The sequence below is a fragment of the Magnetococcales bacterium genome (assembly GCA_015231925.1).
Taxonomy (GTDB): Bacteria; Pseudomonadota; Magnetococcia; order Magnetococcales; family JADGAQ01; genus JADGAQ01.
The window spans coordinates 1-17,619 of sequence record JADGAQ010000081.1 but is presented as its reverse complement, the minus strand read 5'-3'; the positions used below and the strand labels follow the sequence as shown (position 1 = coordinate 17,619).

Here is a 17,619-nt window from a genome sequence, read left to right as displayed (position 1 = left end):
TACCAGGGTATCTAATCCTGTTTGCTCCCCACGCTTTCGCGCCTCAGCGTCAGTACCGGTCCAGGTGGCCGCTTTCGCCTCGGGTGTTCCTCCCCATATCTACGAATTTCACCTCTACACGGGGAATTCCACCACCCTCTGCCGGACTCTAGCCTCCCAGTTTCAAGAGCAGTTCTCAGGTTGAGCCCGAGCATTTCACTCCTGACTTGAAAAGCCGCCTACGCGCCCTTTACGCCCAGTAATTCCGAACAACGCTCGCCCCCTCCGTATTACCGCGGCTGCTGGCACGGAGTTAGCCGGAGCTTCTTCTGTGGGTACCGTCATCATCTTTCCCACTGAAAGGGCTTTACAACCCTAAGGCCTTCTTCACCCACGCGGCGTCGCTGCGTCAGGGTTTCCCCCATTGCGCAATATTCCCCACTGCTGCCTCCCGTAGGAGTCTGGGCCGTGTCTCAGTCCCAGTGTGGCTGATCATCCTCTCAGACCAGCTACGGATCGTCGCCTTGGTAGGCCTTTACCCCACCAACTAGCTAATCCGACGCGGACCCCTCCCAAGGCGACTTGCGCCTTTCTCCCTTAGGACTTATGCGGTATTAGCAGTCGTTTCCAACTGTTGTCCCCCACCTCGGGATAGGTCATCCACGCGTTACTCACCCGTTCGCCACTCGCCAGCGCCTTGCGGCCTGCTGCCGTTCGACTTGCATGTGTTAGGCGTACCGCCAGCGTTCGTTCTGAGCCAGGATCAAACTCTCCGAATATTTCACTCAAAACTTTGCACTTCTGCATGCTTTCGCTTTGATGCAAGAGCATTCGAAGTAGCGTCAGTTACCCTCCGCTACAGCTGCTCCCACATTCATGATCACCTGAATTGTCAAAGACCGGACCCTTTAGTTGGTCGCCCTGCCTTCCCTCTCTGGGAGGTTGCCGGGGCTTCCGGGTCATCGTCAGACGCTGTGTCCGTCCGAGGAAGCGGAATCTAATCCCATCGCCCCCGGGAGTCAAGAAGAAAATGCAAACCCCCTCAATTTTTCCTCAATATCACTTCCGAAACGAACTTCACACCCAGATAAGCCAGCGCCAGAAAGAGGTACCCGGTCCACGTGAGCCCTACAGCCCTGCGGCCTCGCCAGCCCCAGACGTGGTGTCCCGCCAGCAGGCCGGCAAACAGCAGCCAGGTACCCCAGGAAAAGACCTCCTTGTGGGTCAGATGAAACAGCGCCCCCGTGCGCTGGTAGCTGAACCCCGCCCCGGTAAGGATACTCATGGTCAAAAGGACGAAGCCCCAGCGCACCATACCGAACATGATCGCTTCCAGGGTACCCAGTGGCGGCAAGACCGACAAAAAGGGGCTGAAGCGCTTCTCCCTCAGGGCGCGTTCCTGAATCCACTCCATCAAGGCCAGCCCCGCCGCCACGGTGAACAGGCCGTAGGCCGCCAGGGAAAAACCCAGATGGCCCAACAGCATGGGCGCCATGGAGGTTCCCAGCAGGGGGGCATGTTCCGGCAGAAGCAGGGATAGCAGCAGCATCCCTGTCATGCCCGGCAGAAACAGCAGACCGACGGACCGCGTTTCCCGGCGGCGGATGCGCCAGCCCAGCAGAAACAGCAAGCCCATCATCCAGCTCACCAGTTCCAGGGAACCCGCCAGGTCCATAGACCAGGAACCGTGCTGGCCAACCACTCTTCCCCACAAACTCCAGCCCTGGGCCAGAAAACCGCCCAACACCAGCCACCAAATGGCCGGACTGGCCCTCTCCTCTCCCCGAAGATGGGTCAGAGCCAGGATGACCGCGCCCAGTCCGTAGACCAGCGCCGCCACACCCACAACGGTCTCTTCCACGGCATCCCCCTGTCAGTCGATCCCGATTGCCATTTTCAATGCCTCCGCCTATCCTCAAGCATTGACTCTCCCGACACCCTGGTCAATCCTGAAGCCTGCTCATTCCACAATCAACCCGATGGCATACCTTCCATGGAGCCCCATTCCCCGGACGACACCCAATCATCGCTTTCGGCTCAGGGTTCCGACCCCGGTCAACCCTGCGTCATGCTGGTCGTGGCCGCCGGCAAAGGCCAGCGTTTCGGAGCCCCTTTGCCCAAACAGTATTGCACGCTGGGCGGAAAACCGCTGCTGCTGCACACCTTGCAGCACCTCCACGACCATCCCGCCGTCAACGCCATTCTGCCCATCATCTCCCGCGAGGATGTCCACTTCGGCACACTCTCCGGTGATCTGGCGGCGATGCCCAAGGTGCTGGCGCCGGTTTTCGGGGGCAAAAAGAGGCAGGACTCCGTTTACCAGGGGTTGAAGTCCCTCAAGTTGCCCCCCGAGGCCTGGGTTGGCATTCATGACGCCGCCAGGCCCCTGGTTTCCCTGGCCCTGCTCGACCGCCTTCTGGCGGCGCGTTCCCTGGCCGATGCCCTTATCCCGGCACTGCCTCCCAGCGACACCGTGAAGTTGACCGACGGCTCCGAGGTGGTTCACAGCACGCTGGACAGGGCCCGCATTCGCCTGGTGCAAACCCCGCAATTATTCCGCTTCGGCCTTATTCTAGAGGCACATGCCCATGCCCGGCAATGCAACTTTCAAGGAACCGACGACGCCTCTCTGGTCGAGTTGATGGAAACACCCGTACATTGTATTCCGGGAGACCCGTGGAACCTCAAAATCACCCATCCACAGGATCTCGGTTTGGCTGAACTGTTGCTGCAGGGGGCCTTGTGATGAATCTGCGTATCGGCCAGGGATTCGATGTTCATGCCTGGACAACGGGGCGACCCCTGGTTCTGGGGGGAGTCACCATCCCCCACTCCCAGGGATTGCTGGGCCATTCCGACGCCGATGTACTGATCCACGCCATCTGCGATGCCCTGCTCGGCGCGGGGGGGTTGGGGGATATCGGCCACCATTTTCCCGACAGCGATGCCAGGTACAAAGGGATCGACAGCCGCCTGCTCTTGGCTCATGTGGTGAAACTGCTGGCCGAAAAAGGTTGGGGAATCGTCAATGTGGATGCCACGGTGATTTGCCAGGCGCCGCGACTGGCGCCTCACATGCCCCGCATGCGGGAGAGCCTTGCCGGAATTTTGCAACGGGAGGTGGATGCGGTCAACATCAAGGCCACGACCACGGAGAAGTTGGGCTTCACCGGACGCAATGAAGGGGTTGCGGCCATGGCCGTGGCGCTCCTTCACAAAGCATGACCACCTTTTAATATTTCATCTTTCAACTATCAAAAAAAGAAAATGTTCTGTCCTTTGATTATTGTGTCGTTGTTGCGATTTCTAAGAAACAATAAAGATTAAAATAGTAAAAGCCATTCACCTAAGTCAATTGCAATACGGGCAAGCAATTGTGTTCGGAACGATCCGGACAAATGAAAATTCAAAGGACAGAACATTTTCTTTTTTTGATATTTAAAAGATAAAAATATTAAAAGTCAACATATTGAGAGTCACTTCATATCATTCCTGCTGGCTCCATCCCCCGCCCGGTTCCTGGCGGATATACTCCATACGGCAACCCATCTCCCGATAACGGCGAAAGCGTTCCCGGCTGGCCGCCAAGGCCTGTTGATCGTCGCTGAGGGTAAAATCGATCACCCGATCAAAACGATGCGGCTCGGCGAGCAACTGCCCGCCGGCCATCACCGCCACCGTGGCGCCGTTGATATCCACCGCCTCGGCGCACACCAACACCGGCTGTCTGGCGGCCCGAGGGCCGCCGCACAGTTCATGGGGCAGAAAAGCATCCCCTCCCGGATAACGCCACAAAAACTGATCCAACTCCCGGGCCTGCTCCTCGCTCCGAGCCACCACACAGACCTTCAGACCCTTCTCGTAGGCCTTGCTCACCACCCTGGCCAGAAAGGATTCCACCTCTCCCGCCACCTGGTAGAAGCGCACCAGCGGCGGCAGGTCGGCCTCGTCCCGCCGACTCATGCCGACAATCCGTTCAAGAGATGGCGCACCAGCAGGCGCACCCCGAAACCCACGGCTCCCTTGGGCACATGGCCTCGGGTTCCCACCGTATCCCACGCCGTACCGGCGATATCCAGATGAGCCCAGGGAATACCCTCCCCCACGAATCGGGAGAGGAAACAACCGGCGGTGATGGCCCCGCCCTCCCGGTTGCCGGCATTTTTGATGTCCGCCACCCCCGATTTGATCTGCTCCTGATACTCATCGAAGAGCGGCATTGGCCACAACCGCTCACCGCTGCTCTCACCCGCCTTCTTGAGGGCTTCCAGCAAGGCCGGGTCGGTGCCCATCAATCCGGCGGCATGGGTTCCAAGGGCCACCACGATGGCACCGGTCAAGGTGGCCAGGTCCACGATGGCGCCGGGTTTGAAGGAGCTGGCATGGTGCAGCGCGTCTGCCAGGATCAGACGCCCTTCCGCATCGGTGTTGATCACCTCCACGAAGAGCCCGCTGGCCATCTTGATAATGTCACCGGGACGTTGCGCCGTTCCCGAAGGCATGTTCTCCGCCGCCGGCACCAGACCGATCAGATTGACCGGGAGATCGAGAGCGGCCACCGCTTCGAACAGCCCCAGCACGGCGGCACCGCCGCACATATCGAACTTCATCTCGTCCATCTTGTCCGAGGGTTTGATGGAGATGCCCCCGGAATCGAAAGTCACGGCCTTGCCCACCACCGCCAGGGGAGGCGTTTCGCCACCCTTGCGGTATTCCAGCACGATCAACCGGGGCGGGTGGGCGCTGCCCTGCCCCACCGCCAGGATGCCGTTCATCCCCTGACGACGCAGGGCCTTTTCGTCGTGAATCGTCACCTTGACGTTGTGGCGCTTGCCAAGGGCCTCCGCCTCTTTGGCCAGGCTCTCCGGGGTCAGGTCGCAGGGCGGCAGATTGCCCAGATCCCGACTCAACACCACCCCGTCGATGATCTTGCGGGTTCTCTCCAGCCGCGCTTCCTGGGCCTTGGCCCCGGCACGCGGCACCGCCAGGAACAACCGCTCCAGGGAGGGTTTGTCTTCCTCCTTGATCTGGCTTTTGAAGCGGCTGAAACGATAACTGCCCAGCAACGCCCCTTCCGCCAGGGCCTCCACCACCCCTTCGTGGTTTACACCTCCCAGGGCTTCCAGGGTCAGCAGCAGGCAGACACTCTTGAGACCGGCCTGATCGCAACGGGAAACCAACTGACCACCGATGCCCCGCAAGGCTTCGGCGCTCAACTTCTCCTTTTTGCCCAACCCGACCAGCAGAATCCGGCCCGCCTTGAAGCCCGTCACCGGCATTGGCACGAACTGGAACTCCCCGGTACGCCCCCGCCCCCACCCCCCCTGTCGCAAGGTGTCCACCGCCGTGGCCAACCCGCTGTCCACACCCAGCAGCGCGGGCTGTACCCCCGCATCCTCGAAAATGCCCACCGCGAGGCACTCTCCCTGCCAGGTCGCGGGTTTCGTGGAGAGGATCCCTATCGATAAATTCCGTTCCGCCATGACGCTTGCCTTTTTCTCGCCGCAAGAATGTGGTTAAATGGGGCCTTGATGAGTCGCAGCCATTGTGCCCTATTTTTGCGGCCATGGGCAGCCCAAGTGACGTGGTTTCCCCTGTTTTTTTCCCCGCATTCGGCCCTCTTTTCTCCGGCATTCCACCGGATCGGCATGGCGCAGGTCCGACACGATGCGAATTTCCCGCTATCTCTTTCGCGAAACCTTCCAGACGGCGCTCCTCGCGCTGCTGGTTTTCACCGGTCTGATTTTGCTTCCCCAGGTACTGCGACTGGTCGATCTCTGGGTCAACAAGGGCACTTCCGTGGCTGATCTGGGGCTGTTGATCCTCTATCTCACCCCGAAGTTCCTGGTAGCCAGCCTGCCCATCGCCTTGTTGGTGGGCATCCTGATCGGTCTGGGCCGACTGGTGCAGGACAGCGAAATCGTGGTACTGAAATCCTGCGGCTTCAGCCTGTTTCAAATCTCCCGTCCCATCGCCTTGCTGATCCTGATTTTTGCCTCCTTCTCCTGGATGCTCAACGGGTATTGGATTCCCGCCGCCCAGGGACGCATGGTTCAATTGAAAACCGCCATCCTTTCCGCCGTCACCTTCTCCCTCAAGCCCCAATCCTTTTCGCAACTTCTGCCCGGCCTGACCATCTACATCCAGGATCAGGATGCCAAAACACGTCGATTCAAGGGGTTGATCATTCACGACGAGCGCAACGCCCGCATGCCGGTCACTCTGGTCGCCGCCCAGGGACGGATGGTAACGTTGCCGGACGGCAACTCCAGTTTCTTTCTGGAAGAGGGCATTCGGCAGCAGGTCACCTCTTCCGGACTGCGCCAGATGGGGTTCCAAAGTTTCACCCTGGATCTCGACCTCTCTCCGGGTGGTCTGACCACCTCGCGTCAGACCAGTTTTCAGGAACTGAGCGCCGCAGCCCTCGAAGAGGCCATGAACAATCCCCACCGGGCCCTGGAAGCGCGCATGGAGTGGCATCGTCGCATAGCCTTCCCGGCGGCCACCCTGATTCTGGGTTTCCTGGCCATACCCATGAGTCTGCAAACCTCCCAACGCGGTGGTCGTGGTTTCGGCTTTCTGGCTTCTCTTCTCATCCTGGTCGCCCATTTCCTGCTTCTGACCCTGGGAGAGACTTTGGCCAAACGGGCTCTGATCACGCCTCCCATTGGTTTCTGGCTGCCGAACGGCCTCATGGCCGGACTCACTCTCTATCTGTTTCGTCAAAGCGCCCGTGACAAACCGGTGGCCGCCCTGGTTCTGCTGGGGCAACTGCTCGATTTTCTGCCCGCCACCTTCGCCCGTCCCGCCCGTTCGGATGGAGGAACCGTCTGACATGCCGGTACTGCTGCGCTATCTGTTTTCCCGTTTCCTGGTCAATTTCCTGCGCATTCTGCTGATTTCCGGCGGACTCTTCCTGCTGCTGGACGGTGCTGAACTGGTGCGCCGTTACGCCAAGGAGGGTTCAGCCGGCTGGAGCGATATCCTCTTTCTGCTGGCGTTGCGTCTGCCCGCTTTTCTGGTACACATTCTGGCTCCCCTGACTCTGCTGGCCACGCTGACCACCTTGACGCTGCTCTCCCGGCAGAATGAAATCACCGCCATGCGAGCGGGGGGACTTTCGATTTATCGTATCCTGGTGCCGTTTCTGCTGGCGGGTTTGAGCATCTCCTCCGTCCAGTTCCTGCTTCAGGATCAGGTGGTGCCCCTCGGCAATCGTCTGATGCAGGACGTGGTCAATCGCATCACCCACTCCACCCCGGCTTCCACCTTGACCGGCTCCGATACCACCGCCTTGTGGATCCGGGATGGGCAACAGATCGTTCATGCCCAAGGCACCTCCCCGGAACACGGGGCCATGTGGGATGTCACCATTTTTCAATTCGACGAGGGGCTGCGTCTGCTCACCCGGGTGGATGCCAAACACGCCAAGCGGGAAAAAGAGGGCTGGGTACTTTACGACGGGATTGTCTATACCAACGGGGACGCCGGAGCAGCCAATCGTTTCGAATCGAGACCCTGGCCCATTCAACTGGCCACGGAGCAGTTCGATCGGTCCATTCCCCAACCCGAGATGCTCTCACTGATGGCATTGCGGCATCAAGCCAACCGGCTCTCCCGGGAAGGCTATGACGCCAAGGCCTTTCAGGTCTTTTTTCTGCGACGCCTCGCCGATCCGCTGACCACCTTGTCGGCCATTATTCTGGCTTTTCCCTTCGCCTTGCGACTGCAACGGTTGGGAGGGGCCACCCGGTCCCTGCTTTTGGGGTTGGTGGTGGGTTTCGCCATGTTCATTGTGGTTGACCTGACCACGGCTTTGGGGATGGGCAGTATTTTGCCGGCTGGGGTGGCGGTTTTCGTGCCGGTGATCTTTTTTTTCAGTGTGGGGATGTTTTTGTTGCTACATCTGGAGGAGGAGTGCAAGGCGGGATGAGGAGACAGACCCGTGCCTTTTAATATTTTATCTTTTAAGTATTAAAAAAAGAAAATGTTCTGTCTGTTGACTTTTCTGGAAAAAACAATTATTTGAATAAAAAGATAGTAAACAAAAAAACAAGTCAAAACATTTTCTTCTTTTGATACTTAAAAGATTAAATAGTAAAAGTCAACGGATGCAAAAAAAACGGGCCGGGACATCGCTGTCCCGGCCCGCCTTGCTTCAGTTAAGCCCACACATCCCCCCACCGCACCCACCCCCTCCACACGGAGAAGGAGGCGGAGGCGAGCCCTTGCCCGAGTTGGCCCCCACGAGCCCCCCCGTGGAAAAGACCTTGCGAACATTGGCACCACCGCATGCGGGACAATGGAGTTCCACCTTCTCGTTCATGCCATGGGCGTGCTCGAACGGATGATTACACGAGTTGCACTTATAATCATAAGTCGGCATGGTCCATTCTCCTTGAATCAACGCCTTATTTGACGCTGCGTTCGACCCGCACCACCAGTTCCGGCACCACATCGGGGTGCAGGCGCAGGCGCACGATATGCTCACCCAGAGTCTTGATCGGGGCGGCCACTTCGATGACCTTGCGCTCCACCTCCACGCCCTTCCCCTTGAAGAATTCGGCGATGTCGGCGTTGGTCACGGCTCCGAAGAGCTTTTCACCGGATCCGGCGGGGCGATCCAGCACCACCTCCAAACCGGTGAGACGAGCGGCCAGAGCTTCGGCGCGAGCGCGCACTTCCGCCTGCTTCTGCTCGAAGTCGGCCTTTTCCTGCTCGAATCGGGCCTTGTTTGCCGCCGTGGCGGGCAGGGCCTTCTTCTGAGGGATCAGAAAGTTGCGTCCATAGCCTCCGCGAACCTTGACCACGGAGCCAAGTTCACCGAGTTTGCTGATTTTTTCCAACAGGATAACATCCATCGAAAGCTACCTCCCAGGAGGGTCTGCATCGGCGCGATTGAAATATTTTCTCACATCCAGCCATGTATCGAACAAGCCCAACAGGATCAGAATCAGATTCAGTTCCAGTCGGACGATCAGCAAGGCGTAAAACAGGCCCCGCAAAAAGGGGTGCAACGTGTAGCGCAGAAACAAGCTCTGAATGATGGCCAAACCCTGGAAAAAATAGGGCATGGTCAGAAACAGCAGCATGTTGACACCCAAAAAACGCCCACTGCCTTGGGTGACCATGGCCAGGACACCAAAGGCGATCACCGCCCACACCAGGAAGAAGGGCACCCGAAAATCGGACAAACCTTCCCCCTTGGGTACATCTTGCCCCGTGCGTTCCAGCACGTTCCGGGCCATCCACAAATTCCCCGACTGGATGAGAAACCAGGTGGAGAGAAAAGCGGACGGGAAGACCCAGGAGAGGGTCTCGATCATCTGGTCCAGAAAGGCCCGGGTCTGAGCCAGAAGCAAGGCTTCGGCCTGGGCTTTTTCCTGCATGTCGGCCAGCAGGTGATCCCTTACGGGTTCCATGGAAGCCTGCAACGCTGCCTGCAGGTCCAGGCCGAAAAGCATGCTCCCCAGAATGATCCCCAGCAGCAGCACGCCGCCCCCGGCGAAGAGGAGGGACCAACCCAGAGTGACTGGCCAACCGTTGCGCAGGGAAATACCAAAAGCCAGCGGCACTGCCGCGAACATCACCGACATGATCGCCGGATAGAGGAGGTTGCCGTCCAGGAGAGAGGCTCCCACCCCGAAAGGCAGCAGAGCCCAAACGGCACGACGCAGCTCGTGCCTGCCCCCTGCCAGAAGAAACGGCAGGGGCAGGAAAAACTGCAACGGCATCAGCAGCGGCATCCGGGTTGAGAGCAACAGAAAAGCCAACCCCAGAAAACCCGCGGCAACGGGATGTCTGCCAATCTCCTTCCACCAGGGAGGGTTCATGGAACTCCCCGGAAGGTGGAATGCCCCTTCCCCGACGAGGTCTTACGAATCGACCGGCTCATTTCACCAAAAATGGCAGCAGGGCGATATTGCGAGCCCGTTTGATGGCCCGTGCCAAGGCGCGCTGATGCGGAGCGCAGACACCGGTGATACGGCTGGGAACCATCTTGCCGCGCTCCGTGATGAAACGGGAGAGCAGTTTGGGATCCTTGTAGTCGATCAACTGGGTCTTGTCGGCGCAGAACAGACAGACCTTGCGACGACGGAAGAAGGGCCGACGGCTGCCACCGGCAGCGGCTCCTGCGGCATCCGCCCCACCGGGACGGGGACGACCGCCCGGACCGCCGGTTCCACCGGGACGACCACCGGGGCCACCCATGCGTCCACCGCCGCCACCACCGCCGCCGCGACCATCTTCGCGGAAGAAACCACCATCCCGATCCCGACTGCCACCATGATCACCCATTGATCACCTCAATTCGCGAATGCCCGTCTTCGGGCGTGTTATCAAGATTGAGCGGGGATGAGGAAACATCGATGCGAATGTTGCGAGCCACCATTTCGACCCGCCCGCGACGTTCCCGTCCATCCCGGCTCCACAGTTTCTGGTTGAGTACGCCTTCCACCTCGACGGCACTGCCCGCTGCCAGTGTACGGCACGTCGAAGCCACCTGATCCAGCGCCACCACCCCGATCCGCAAGGCCACCCGTTCCAGAGGGGCCAGATCCCGGACGGCGGAGTGGTGTTCCAACTCGAATTCCACCACCAGGCGCCCCGAGGGTGTGACACGTTCGACGGGGCGGTCCACCAGAAGTCCGGCCAACACCACCCGATTGCTCGTTTCCGGGGGTGAGGTGGGCGCAGGCACTCCCTACTCTTCCTCTTCGGCCATGTCCTCGCCTTCGAAGACTTCGCCTTCTTCAAGGCGGGGAGAGCCTTCCCGCTTCTCTTCGGGACGTCCCAGGGGGGTCGGGTTGCTGTTGGCCTTCTCCACCCGGACGTTCAGATACTTGAGGATATCTTCGTCGATGGCCAGCCGGGCTTCCAACTCCCGCACCATGTTGCCCGCCCCTTCGACGGAGTGGAAAACATAGAAGCCGTTGCTGTTCTTGCGGACGATGTAGGCCAGTTGCCGACGGCCCCACAGTTCCGTGCGCAGCACCTTGCCGCCCAGCGCGGCGATGTGATCGGTGACGCGGCGGTTGACCTGTTCGATCTGCTCGGTGGTCAGATCGGGTCGAATGATGTAGATTGATTCGTAGAAAGCCATATCCTCTTCCCTTCGGTTCGATGCGTTGCCGCACAAGCCCCGGAGATCGGTTTTTCCCGAAAAAGTCTTTCCGTATCCACCCTCAAGCCGGTCATGCTGCCCGATCCGGCAGATGCTGCACCAATCGGCAGATTTTTCCCTCTTGAGAAGGGCCTCTTTTTCGTTTGTTACCCGTATCGTTTCCGGAGCAAGGAGTGAAAAAACGGTGAACTCTATCCCAACTTCCCCCGACAATCAAGGAAAACTCCTTCTCCTGCAGCCCACTTTTCCGGGGGTCGATACCATCGAAATGGTCTGTACCACCCGGGGGGGCGGCGTGAGTTCGGGCCCCTTCGCCTCCCTCAACCTGGCCGGCCATGTGGCGGACGATTCCGACCGTGTCCTGGAGAACCGCAAACGGCTGGCAACCCGCCTGGGACGGCCCCTGGAGGCGTTGCGCTTTCTGGAGCAGGTCCACGGCGTCGCCACGGTTTTCAGCGGGGAAGAGGCCCCCTCCTCCCCTCCCGTGGCCGATGCCCAGGTCACCGATCGACCCGGTCTGCTGCTGGCCGTTCTGACCGCCGATTGCGCCCCCGTGCTGCTGGCCGATCCCCGCTCCGGAGTGATCGGCGCCGCCCATGCCGGATGGCGCGGCGCCCTCGACGGGGTTTTGGAATCCTGCTTGCATTCCATGACCACGATGGGTGCCCGGCCATACGATATCCGGGCCCTCATAGGCCCCTGCATCCGCCAGTCCGCCTTTCAAGTCGGTGGCGACGTGCATGCCCGCTTTCTGGCAACGGATACCGCCTTCGGCCAATTCTTCGCGCCCGAAACGGATTCCGATCGTTACCGCTTCGATTTGCCGGGTCTGTTGCGCCTGCGACTTCTGCGGGCAGGGCTGGCGGAGGATTGCTTGTACGATGTGGGCCACTGCACTTACACCGAGAATCACCTCTTCTTCAGCCACCGCCACGCCACCCGGAACGGATTGCCCACCTGTGGCCGTCAGCTCTCGGCCATCGGGCGGCTTCCCGGATGAGGTGTCGAAGGGAAGGTCGGGCTTTTCACGCCGCTTCGGCGGCCACCTGCTCTTCTGTCTGGGTCTGCTCCTGGCCGGGTGGGCCGAGGCCAAAACCCCCTCCTGGCTGCCCATGATCCAACAGGTGGCCCGGGAAGAGCAGGTCGATCCCGCTCTGCTGGAAGCGGTGGTCGCCGTGGAGTCGAGCTTCGATCCCCTCTCCGTCTCCCCCAAGGGCGCGGCGGGTCTCACTCAGCTCATGCCCGGCACCGCCCACGACATGGGCGTGCGCAACCCCTTTCATCCCGAGCAGAACCTGCGCGGCGGGGCAAAATACCTTCGCAAGATGCTCGACCAGTTCAACAATCTCGGTCTGGCCCTGGCCGGCTACAATGCCGGACCCGGCGCCGTGCTGAAATACAAGGGGGTGCCCCCCTATCCGGAAACCCGGCGTTATGTCAAGAAGGTTATGGAATACTATCAGGCCGTGCGCCTCGACGGCAAACACCGCACGCCACCCCCTGCCGCCTTCGAAATGGTGCGCCGTTTCCGCTCCTCCGACGGTCGCATCATCCTGGTCAGTCGGGCCGCGGAAAACCTGAAAGCCCCGACCAACATGCACATCACCGTGCGCCGCGCCTCGGCCCGAACCCCGGATTCCGCTTCCGCCCAACCCGTGCGGCAGGTCAAATTGGCCGCTCTCGGCGACGAGATGGTCATGCCGGTACGCGACAGCGTGCCGCTCCACGCCATCTCCTCCTACTCCACCGCTTCCTCCATTCCGATCTTGCGTCTTTCCCGATGAAACCCCATTATCGCCCGTGGGGAACTTTTCGGGAGTAGCCGTGACTGCCATCACAGAGATGCCCTCTGCTGCTTTTGCCACATGCGCAAAGCAGCAGTCGGCCATCCTCCGGCAGATCCACCGTCACCGCCCGGCTGCAAACCCCGCGTCGGCTGTCGTCACATGCCGGAAAGGAGTCGCTGTCGCCGCATAAACAGAGTTTGTGCCGACCCGCCGGCAATTCCACCAACACCGGATGGAGACCCCACATCGTTGCCAGTCCTTTCCTCCGAGGTCGTTATGTCCCTCTCCATGGATGACGACTTTCCCGACCCCGGCCAAATCGCGGCCCGCCTCTCCCGTCCGCGACGACCCGTTCCGGAAACCAGTTCCACCCTCTCCCCCGCCGCCGTGCTGCTGCCCTTCCACTGGCCGGACGGTCGTCCCCATCTCATTCTGATCGAACGCTCCCGGATCGTCTCCACCCACAAGGGCCAGATGGCCTTTCCGGGAGGCCGCCGGGAACCGGGGGATGCCAGCCTGCTCATCACCGCTCTTCGGGAAACCCGCGAGGAACTGGGCTGCTCCCTGCAGGGTTTTTCCATTCTGGGAGCGCTGCCGCCCCAACCCACCACCAGTACCGGTTTTCTGGTTCACCCCTTCGTGGCCGCCATGGCCGATCTCCCCCGCTTCGCTCCCGATCCGCGGGAAGTGGCCTCCTGGGTCTCCATTCCCTGGGCCTTTTTCCGCCATAATCCCTCTTTCTCGCCCCAACCGGCCTTTACCTATCGGAAATACTGGATATGGGGAGCCACGGCTGCCATTATTCAACGTGTGATCGTTCTGTTGCACGCGCCATAGCGGAGGATTTCATCCCCAATGCGCACTTTCATTTACCTGCTTCTCGGTCTGTTGGCCATCCTGGCGCTATGGTACGGGGCGCGCATGCTCTGGTCCCTGTGGCATCCTCACCTCGAAACGGCACCCTCGGCCTTTTCCCGCCGGGTGCCATCCCTGATCCTGGCCACCCTGGCCCTGCTCCTGCTGGCTCTGGCCACCGAACACCTGATGGAGACCCGCGCCCCCCTGCCCACCCGTTACGAACCGCCCCACATGGAAGGCGACCGTCTCATTCAGGGGCGCTTCGAGTACGCTCCGCCTCCAGCCAAGCCCGATAGCGCCGCTGGAAAAGGGCCTCCATCCCCGAAATGACCTCCTTGTCGGGCTTGCCCAATACCTTGTCCATCAAAAGCCGCGAGGCCTCCTCCAGAAGGCCCGTGTCGGCCTCGATCATCGGGTAGGTGGCCTTGAGGCGTTTCAGCGCCGCCACGGCGCTCTCTCCCGCCGGTGCCGGAATGGAAAGCGGTTCCCGGGGCACGCTCCGGGGCTCCGCCCGCTGGCCTTTGGACCGAAGAAACTCCGCAAACAGGCACACCGCCCGTTGATCCTCCGGGGAAAGCCCTCGCCACGCTTCCAGCAGCCTGGCCCGTCCACCCTGATCCTGATCCATGGTTTCCCCTTGTCTTGAGCAGGTGGAATCAAGCGAGTTCGAGAAGCACCGGAGCGTGATCGGAAGGACGCTCCATGCCGCGCAGGCCCCGCAACACCTCACCCCGGCGCAGACGACGCGCCAAATCCGTCGAAAGCAGCAGATGATCGATGCGCAACCCGTGATTGCGCGGAAAGGCCCCGGCGCGATAATCCCACCAGGTGTAAACCCCCTGCCGGGGATCCACCTGACGCAACCCGTCCACCAACGGCCCCTGCAACAGCGCCCGGAAGGCCGCCCTCTCCGCTTCCGAAACCAGGATCTGACCCGCCCAGGCCGCCGGGTCGTAACAATCCCGATCTTCCGGGGCGATGTTGAAATCCCCCGCCACGATAACCGGTCCACCCTCGGCCAACAGCGTCTCCACATGGGCCGTCAACGCCTTCAGCCAGGAGAGCTTGTAGGCGTACTTTTCCCCTCCCACCTCGGCGCCGTTGGGCACGTAGACACACAGCACGCGAATACCGTCGATCTCCACCGAAAGAAAGCGCTGCTGCTCATCCGCCCAGCCCGGTATCCGACGTATCGCCCCCCGGCCCTCCCGGCGGCTGAGAATGGCCACACCGTTGTAGGTCTTCTGCCCGGCAAACCAGACCCGGTAGCCCGCCGCCGCCAGCGCCTCCGCCGGAAAGCGCTCGTCCGGCAACTTAGTCTCCTGCAGGCAGATCACATCCACCGGGTCGTCGCGCAACCAGGCGAGCAACGGCTCCAGACGCACGTTCAGGGAGTTGACGTTCCAGGTGGCGATACGCAGGGGAAAGCCGGATTCAGCGCATCCAGGCATAGCGTCGCACCTCCTGAACCGCGGGAACCTGCACCATCTCCTTGAATATCCGACCCAGGGAGACCGGATCCTGACCGCCCAAATCGAGTTCGATCAGGAACGAATCACCGAGGCGTCCCTTGCTCTGGATGGTCTGACCGTTGATGCCCCGCTGGGCCAGCAACTCCAGCACCTGCAACAGGGAGCCGGTACGATGGGCCACCGCCAGCGTCACGCTGATGCGCACTCCCGGTTCGTCGAGGCACTCCCAATCGCCCTTCTCCCATTGAGCCCCCTGGGCCTTGTCGCAGTCGGCCCGATGCACGATCCAGTGGCCATCCTCCGACATGCGCCCCACAATGGTGTCGGAGGGTACGGCCACGCAGCAGGTCGCCCAGACATAGTCCACGCCACACAGATCGGTGATGGTGAATCCCCCGTTGGAATGGTGTCGCATGCCCTTGATATGAACGACGTGATTTTTCAGGGATTGTTTGATCAGGGTCTTGGCTCTGGCCGTCTTGACCACCTCCAGCCAGGAGCGTTGCGGATGGGCCTCCGGAGAGGTCAGAATCTGCACCACGTCCCCATCTTCCAGGGGATCCTCCGGCAGGGAGCGCACGCCGTTGATCTTGGCCCCGATGCAGTGTTCGCCCAATTCGGTATGGACCAGATAAGCGAAATCGACCACTACCGATCCCTGAGGAAAGGTCAGCCGGTCCCCTCTGGGGGTATAGATATCCAGCAAATCGGGCAACACATGGGAGTGGACCTCCGACATGCGCAGATCGCTGTCCCCCAGAGTGGCCAGCAGGCGCATGTAACGGCTGGGGTCGGGGCCGCTCACCCCCCATTCCGCCAGGATGCCCAGGCTGTTGGCCTCGTCGTCCTCCTCCAGCACGATCAACACGTTGACTGCGTGCCCCTCCCAGAGAATGCGGGAGGTCAAGGCCCGGAAGCCGTTGATGCGCGGGGCGTTCAAATAGTCCCGGATATGGCGGGGCAACGGTTCGAAGAATTGATGCACGCGCCCCAGAACCTGGAAAGCGTCATCCCGATCCTTGACCAGCACCTTCAAACGGAAGACCGGCCAGCCGATGCGTTGCAGATGGCCCGTTCCGGGTCTTTCGGTCAACACGAAGAAATCGCCGAGGCTCTTCGGCTCCACGACATGCCTCACCGCCATGCTGCTGCCGATCAGTTCCTCGAAACGCCGGTCCAGCCGCTCCATGCTGCTGGCGCCCTGACGTTGGAACTGGTTCAGCGCCTCCTTGATCTTGCGATGCTGCACCGGCATCAGATGGGGCAACAGCCGCTCGATGAGAACGTCGGCGAACTGCATGATACCCAGGCGTCGGGCCATGCCGACGTAAATCAGTCCCAGGCTGGCCTTGACCTTGGCCTTGGCCGCGCCGTGAACCTCCAGCGTGGCGGAGTTGTGGTAGATATCCATGGCCTTGATGATCAACACCCGCAAATCCCGGGCTGCCGCACCCAGAATGCGCCGGTAGGTGGCGGGCAGGTCACCGCCGCCGGTCTGCAGATGCCGGATCTTGGTCAGGGCCTGAACCAGTTCCAATACATCCCTGGAGAGCCGGCCGATCTCCCCGAGGGGGTTGGCATCTTCCGGGGCGTCCTCCAATGCGTCGTGCAACAGCGCGGCGCAGATGGCGGTGGAATCGGTCAAGCCCCAGTCGATGCAGCTTTGCGCCACCTCCACGGGATGGTTCAAGTAAGGCGATCCGTCCAGCTTGCGAACCTGGCCTTCGTGATAAACGCTCGCCAGATCCAGGGCGTGGCGCACCCTTGCCATCTCCTCGCGGCAAAAATGGACTTCACAGCTGTTGAAAAGCTGATGGATTTTTTCCTCTAGGTTCATCTGACCATCCCGAAAAAACTGCCCCCGCCTTCTCAAGCGATTATCGAACCCTTGCACCCCGTGGGGAAGGGAGATTTTCCCTCCCCTTGCCACCAAAGAGCGGTTTTGCGGAATTTTGCCCGTCTCTTTCCTCAAGAATCATTTCAGTTCTTCTTTTCGGGACACAAACAAGCTATACATAGTGCCCATGATCGGCAACATACCCGTATCACCCAGTGTCCCGAGAAACCGTCCGGTTGCCACCTTCTGGCAGGAACGATTCCCATGATGCGATTTTTCCGATACATCGGCCAAACCTTTTTTCCCTACCTGATCGGAATTCTCATCGGGGTGGGATTTTTCTTCCTGTGGACACGGGTCTTGCCGGAAAGCGATTTTCTGCAACACCTGGTGGCCAACATCCTGCCCGGACCGTCGGCGCTGTTCCGCATGGAAAAAGATCCGACGCCACCTCCGCCCCGCGTCATCGATCCCAAACCGGTCGCCGCTCCGACGCCCGTAGCCAAAGCGGAAAAGCTTCAGGCCTTCCAGCCGGAGGAGGAGGCCCCCCCTCCCGCCCCG

General features: G+C 60.6%; 22 protein-coding genes and 1 rRNA gene. 9 read left to right on the top strand and 14 right to left on the bottom strand.

What is annotated here, in order from left to right; translation table 11 throughout:
* Window positions 1–758, bottom strand: a 16S ribosomal RNA gene (locus tag HQL56_10455); the annotation flags it as partial.
* 263 nt (window positions 759–1,021) lie between these two features.
* Window positions 1,022–1,840 carry a cytochrome c biogenesis protein CcsA gene (ccsA, locus tag HQL56_10450; protein MBF0309938.1) on the bottom strand — a complete coding sequence of 273 codons (819 nt, stop codon included), beginning with the start codon at window positions 1,838–1,840 and terminating at the stop codon, window positions 1,022–1,024.
* Between the two features lie 132 nt (window positions 1,841–1,972).
* On the opposite strand from ccsA, the gene ispD reads away from it, so the two are divergent.
* Complete coding sequence (gene ispD, locus HQL56_10445; GenBank protein ID MBF0309937.1) at window positions 1,973–2,725, top strand: 2-C-methyl-D-erythritol 4-phosphate cytidylyltransferase; 753 nt, start codon at window positions 1,973–1,975, stop codon at window positions 2,723–2,725.
* Window positions 2,726–2,730: 5 nt separating this feature from the next.
* Window positions 2,731–3,204, top strand: coding sequence for a 2-C-methyl-D-erythritol 2,4-cyclodiphosphate synthase (locus tag HQL56_10440; protein MBF0309936.1), 474 nt, complete (start codon window positions 2,731–2,733; stop codon window positions 3,202–3,204).
* Window positions 3,205–3,465: 261 nt separating this feature from the next.
* Here HQL56_10440 and HQL56_10435 read toward each other — a convergent pair whose 3' ends face one another.
* Entirely contained in the window at window positions 3,466–3,942 is a 477-nt protein-coding gene (locus HQL56_10435) for a DNA polymerase III subunit chi (protein MBF0309935.1), read from the bottom strand.
* Complete coding sequence (locus HQL56_10430; protein ID MBF0309934.1) at window positions 3,939–5,462, bottom strand: leucyl aminopeptidase; 1,524 nt, start codon at window positions 5,460–5,462, stop codon at window positions 3,939–3,941. Before HQL56_10430 ends, HQL56_10435 begins: the two co-directional genes overlap by 4 nt.
* A 184-nt stretch (window positions 5,463–5,646) precedes the next feature.
* On the opposite strand from HQL56_10430, the gene lptF reads away from it, so the two are divergent.
* Window positions 5,647–6,813 carry an LPS export ABC transporter permease LptF gene (gene lptF / locus HQL56_10425; protein MBF0309933.1) on the top strand — a complete coding sequence of 389 codons (1,167 nt, stop codon included), beginning with the start codon at window positions 5,647–5,649 and terminating at the stop codon, window positions 6,811–6,813.
* 1 nt (window position 6,814) lies between these two features.
* Window positions 6,815–7,912 carry an LptF/LptG family permease gene (locus HQL56_10420; protein ID MBF0309932.1) on the top strand — a complete coding sequence of 366 codons (1,098 nt, stop codon included), beginning with the start codon at window positions 6,815–6,817 and terminating at the stop codon, window positions 7,910–7,912.
* Window positions 7,913–8,137: 225 nt separating this feature from the next.
* Here HQL56_10420 and HQL56_10415 read toward each other — a convergent pair whose 3' ends face one another.
* The 6 genes from HQL56_10415 to rpsF form a co-directional block, all read right to left on the bottom strand.
* Complete coding sequence (locus HQL56_10415; protein ID MBF0309931.1) at window positions 8,138–8,365, bottom strand: zinc ribbon domain-containing protein; 228 nt, start codon at window positions 8,363–8,365, stop codon at window positions 8,138–8,140.
* 25 nt (window positions 8,366–8,390) lie between these two features.
* Window positions 8,391–8,840: a 50S ribosomal protein L9 gene (locus HQL56_10410; GenBank protein MBF0309930.1), complete on the bottom strand. Its 450-nt coding sequence runs from the start codon at window positions 8,838–8,840 to the stop codon at window positions 8,391–8,393.
* Between the two features lie 6 nt (window positions 8,841–8,846).
* Complete coding sequence (locus HQL56_10405) at window positions 8,847–9,812, bottom strand: DUF2232 domain-containing protein (GenBank protein MBF0309929.1); 966 nt, start codon at window positions 9,810–9,812, stop codon at window positions 8,847–8,849.
* A gap of 58 nt (window positions 9,813–9,870) precedes the next feature.
* The gene (locus HQL56_10400; GenBank protein ID MBF0309928.1) at window positions 9,871–10,191 is read right to left on the bottom strand and encodes a 30S ribosomal protein S18; all 321 of its coding nucleotides are present in this window, start codon (window positions 10,189–10,191) and stop codon (window positions 9,871–9,873) included.
* Window positions 10,192–10,270: 79 nt separating this feature from the next.
* Window positions 10,271–10,681 carry a single-stranded DNA-binding protein gene (locus HQL56_10395; GenBank protein ID MBF0309927.1) on the bottom strand — a complete coding sequence of 137 codons (411 nt, stop codon included), beginning with the start codon at window positions 10,679–10,681 and terminating at the stop codon, window positions 10,271–10,273.
* A gap of 3 nt (window positions 10,682–10,684) precedes the next feature.
* Window positions 10,685–11,083 carry a 30S ribosomal protein S6 gene (rpsF, locus tag HQL56_10390; protein MBF0309926.1) on the bottom strand — a complete coding sequence of 133 codons (399 nt, stop codon included), beginning with the start codon at window positions 11,081–11,083 and terminating at the stop codon, window positions 10,685–10,687.
* A gap of 289 nt (window positions 11,084–11,372) precedes the next feature.
* Between rpsF and pgeF the strand changes: the two genes are divergently transcribed.
* Together pgeF and HQL56_10380 are read left to right on the top strand one after the other, a co-directional pair.
* Window positions 11,373–12,104, top strand: coding sequence for a peptidoglycan editing factor PgeF (pgeF, locus tag HQL56_10385; protein ID MBF0309925.1), 732 nt, complete (start codon window positions 11,373–11,375; stop codon window positions 12,102–12,104).
* On the top strand, window positions 11,986–12,888 hold the full coding sequence (locus HQL56_10380) for a lytic transglycosylase domain-containing protein (GenBank protein ID MBF0309924.1): 903 nt from the start codon (window positions 11,986–11,988) through the stop codon (window positions 12,886–12,888). Before pgeF ends, HQL56_10380 begins: the two co-directional genes overlap by 119 nt.
* Before the next feature lie 7 nt (window positions 12,889–12,895).
* Here HQL56_10380 and HQL56_10375 read toward each other — a convergent pair whose 3' ends face one another.
* Complete coding sequence (locus tag HQL56_10375) at window positions 12,896–13,138, bottom strand: CDGSH iron-sulfur domain-containing protein (protein MBF0309923.1); 243 nt, start codon at window positions 13,136–13,138, stop codon at window positions 12,896–12,898.
* A 29-nt stretch (window positions 13,139–13,167) separates the two neighbouring features.
* On the opposite strand from HQL56_10375, the gene HQL56_10370 reads away from it, so the two are divergent.
* Window positions 13,168–13,728, top strand: coding sequence for a CoA pyrophosphatase (locus HQL56_10370; protein ID MBF0309922.1), 561 nt, complete (start codon window positions 13,168–13,170; stop codon window positions 13,726–13,728).
* Window positions 13,729–13,746: 18 nt separating this feature from the next.
* A complete protein-coding gene (locus HQL56_10365) occupies window positions 13,747–14,079 on the top strand; it encodes a hypothetical protein (protein MBF0309921.1) in 333 nt (110 codons plus the stop codon).
* On the opposite strand, the gene HQL56_10360 is transcribed toward HQL56_10365, so the two are convergent.
* The 3 genes from HQL56_10360 to HQL56_10350 form a co-directional block, all read right to left on the bottom strand.
* Window positions 13,997–14,344: a Crp/Fnr family transcriptional regulator gene (locus HQL56_10360; protein ID MBF0309920.1), complete on the bottom strand. Its 348-nt coding sequence runs from the start codon at window positions 14,342–14,344 to the stop codon at window positions 13,997–13,999. The genes HQL56_10365 and HQL56_10360 overlap by 83 nt on opposite strands.
* A 61-nt stretch (window positions 14,345–14,405) precedes the next feature.
* Window positions 14,406–15,170 (bottom strand): exodeoxyribonuclease III, encoded by a 765-nt coding sequence (xth, locus tag HQL56_10355; GenBank protein ID MBF0309919.1) that lies wholly within the window; start codon window positions 15,168–15,170, stop codon window positions 14,406–14,408.
* A gap of 13 nt (window positions 15,171–15,183) precedes the next feature.
* The gene (locus tag HQL56_10350) at window positions 15,184–17,058 is read right to left on the bottom strand and encodes an HD domain-containing protein (protein ID MBF0309918.1); all 1,875 of its coding nucleotides are present in this window, start codon (window positions 17,056–17,058) and stop codon (window positions 15,184–15,186) included.
* Between the two features lie 264 nt (window positions 17,059–17,322).
* Here HQL56_10350 and HQL56_10345 point away from each other — a divergent pair.
* Window positions 17,323–17,619, top strand: a 297-nt coding sequence (locus tag HQL56_10345; GenBank protein MBF0309917.1) for a hypothetical protein, incomplete at its 3' end; no start/stop codon positions are given.

Coding starts and splice junctions, on each gene's coding strand:
- ispD (MBF0309937.1), top strand. CDS start 1,973: ATGGAGCCCCATTCCCCGGACGACACCCAATCATCGCTTTCGGCTCAG.
- HQL56_10415 (MBF0309931.1), bottom strand. CDS start 8,365: ATGCCGACTTATGATTATAAGTGCAACTCGTGTAATCATCCGTTCGAG.
- HQL56_10370 (MBF0309922.1), top strand. CDS start 13,168: ATGTCCCTCTCCATGGATGACGACTTTCCCGACCCCGGCCAAATCGCG.
- HQL56_10365 (MBF0309921.1), top strand. CDS start 13,747: ATGCGCACTTTCATTTACCTGCTTCTCGGTCTGTTGGCCATCCTGGCG.
- HQL56_10430 (MBF0309934.1), bottom strand. CDS start 5,462: ATGGCGGAACGGAATTTATCGATAGGGATCCTCTCCACGAAACCCGCG.
- HQL56_10380 (MBF0309924.1), top strand. CDS start 11,986: ATGTGGGCCACTGCACTTACACCGAGAATCACCTCTTCTTCAGCCACC.
- pgeF (MBF0309925.1), top strand. CDS start 11,373: ATGGTCTGTACCACCCGGGGGGGCGGCGTGAGTTCGGGCCCCTTCGCC.
- HQL56_10405 (MBF0309929.1), bottom strand. CDS start 9,812: ATGAACCCTCCCTGGTGGAAGGAGATTGGCAGACATCCCGTTGCCGCG.
- HQL56_10375 (MBF0309923.1), bottom strand. CDS start 13,138: ATGTGGGGTCTCCATCCGGTGTTGGTGGAATTGCCGGCGGGTCGGCAC.
- rpsF (MBF0309926.1), bottom strand. CDS start 11,083: ATGGCTTTCTACGAATCAATCTACATCATTCGACCCGATCTGACCACC.
- HQL56_10435 (MBF0309935.1), bottom strand. CDS start 3,942: ATGAGTCGGCGGGACGAGGCCGACCTGCCGCCGCTGGTGCGCTTCTAC.
- HQL56_10400 (MBF0309928.1), bottom strand. CDS start 10,191: ATGGGTGGCCCCGGTGGTCGTCCCGGTGGAACCGGCGGTCCGGGCGGT.
- lptF (MBF0309933.1), top strand. CDS start 5,647: ATGCGAATTTCCCGCTATCTCTTTCGCGAAACCTTCCAGACGGCGCTC.
- HQL56_10420 (MBF0309932.1), top strand. CDS start 6,815: ATGCCGGTACTGCTGCGCTATCTGTTTTCCCGTTTCCTGGTCAATTTC.
- HQL56_10410 (MBF0309930.1), bottom strand. CDS start 8,840: ATGGATGTTATCCTGTTGGAAAAAATCAGCAAACTCGGTGAACTTGGC.
- HQL56_10350 (MBF0309918.1), bottom strand. CDS start 17,058: ATGAACCTAGAGGAAAAAATCCATCAGCTTTTCAACAGCTGTGAAGTC.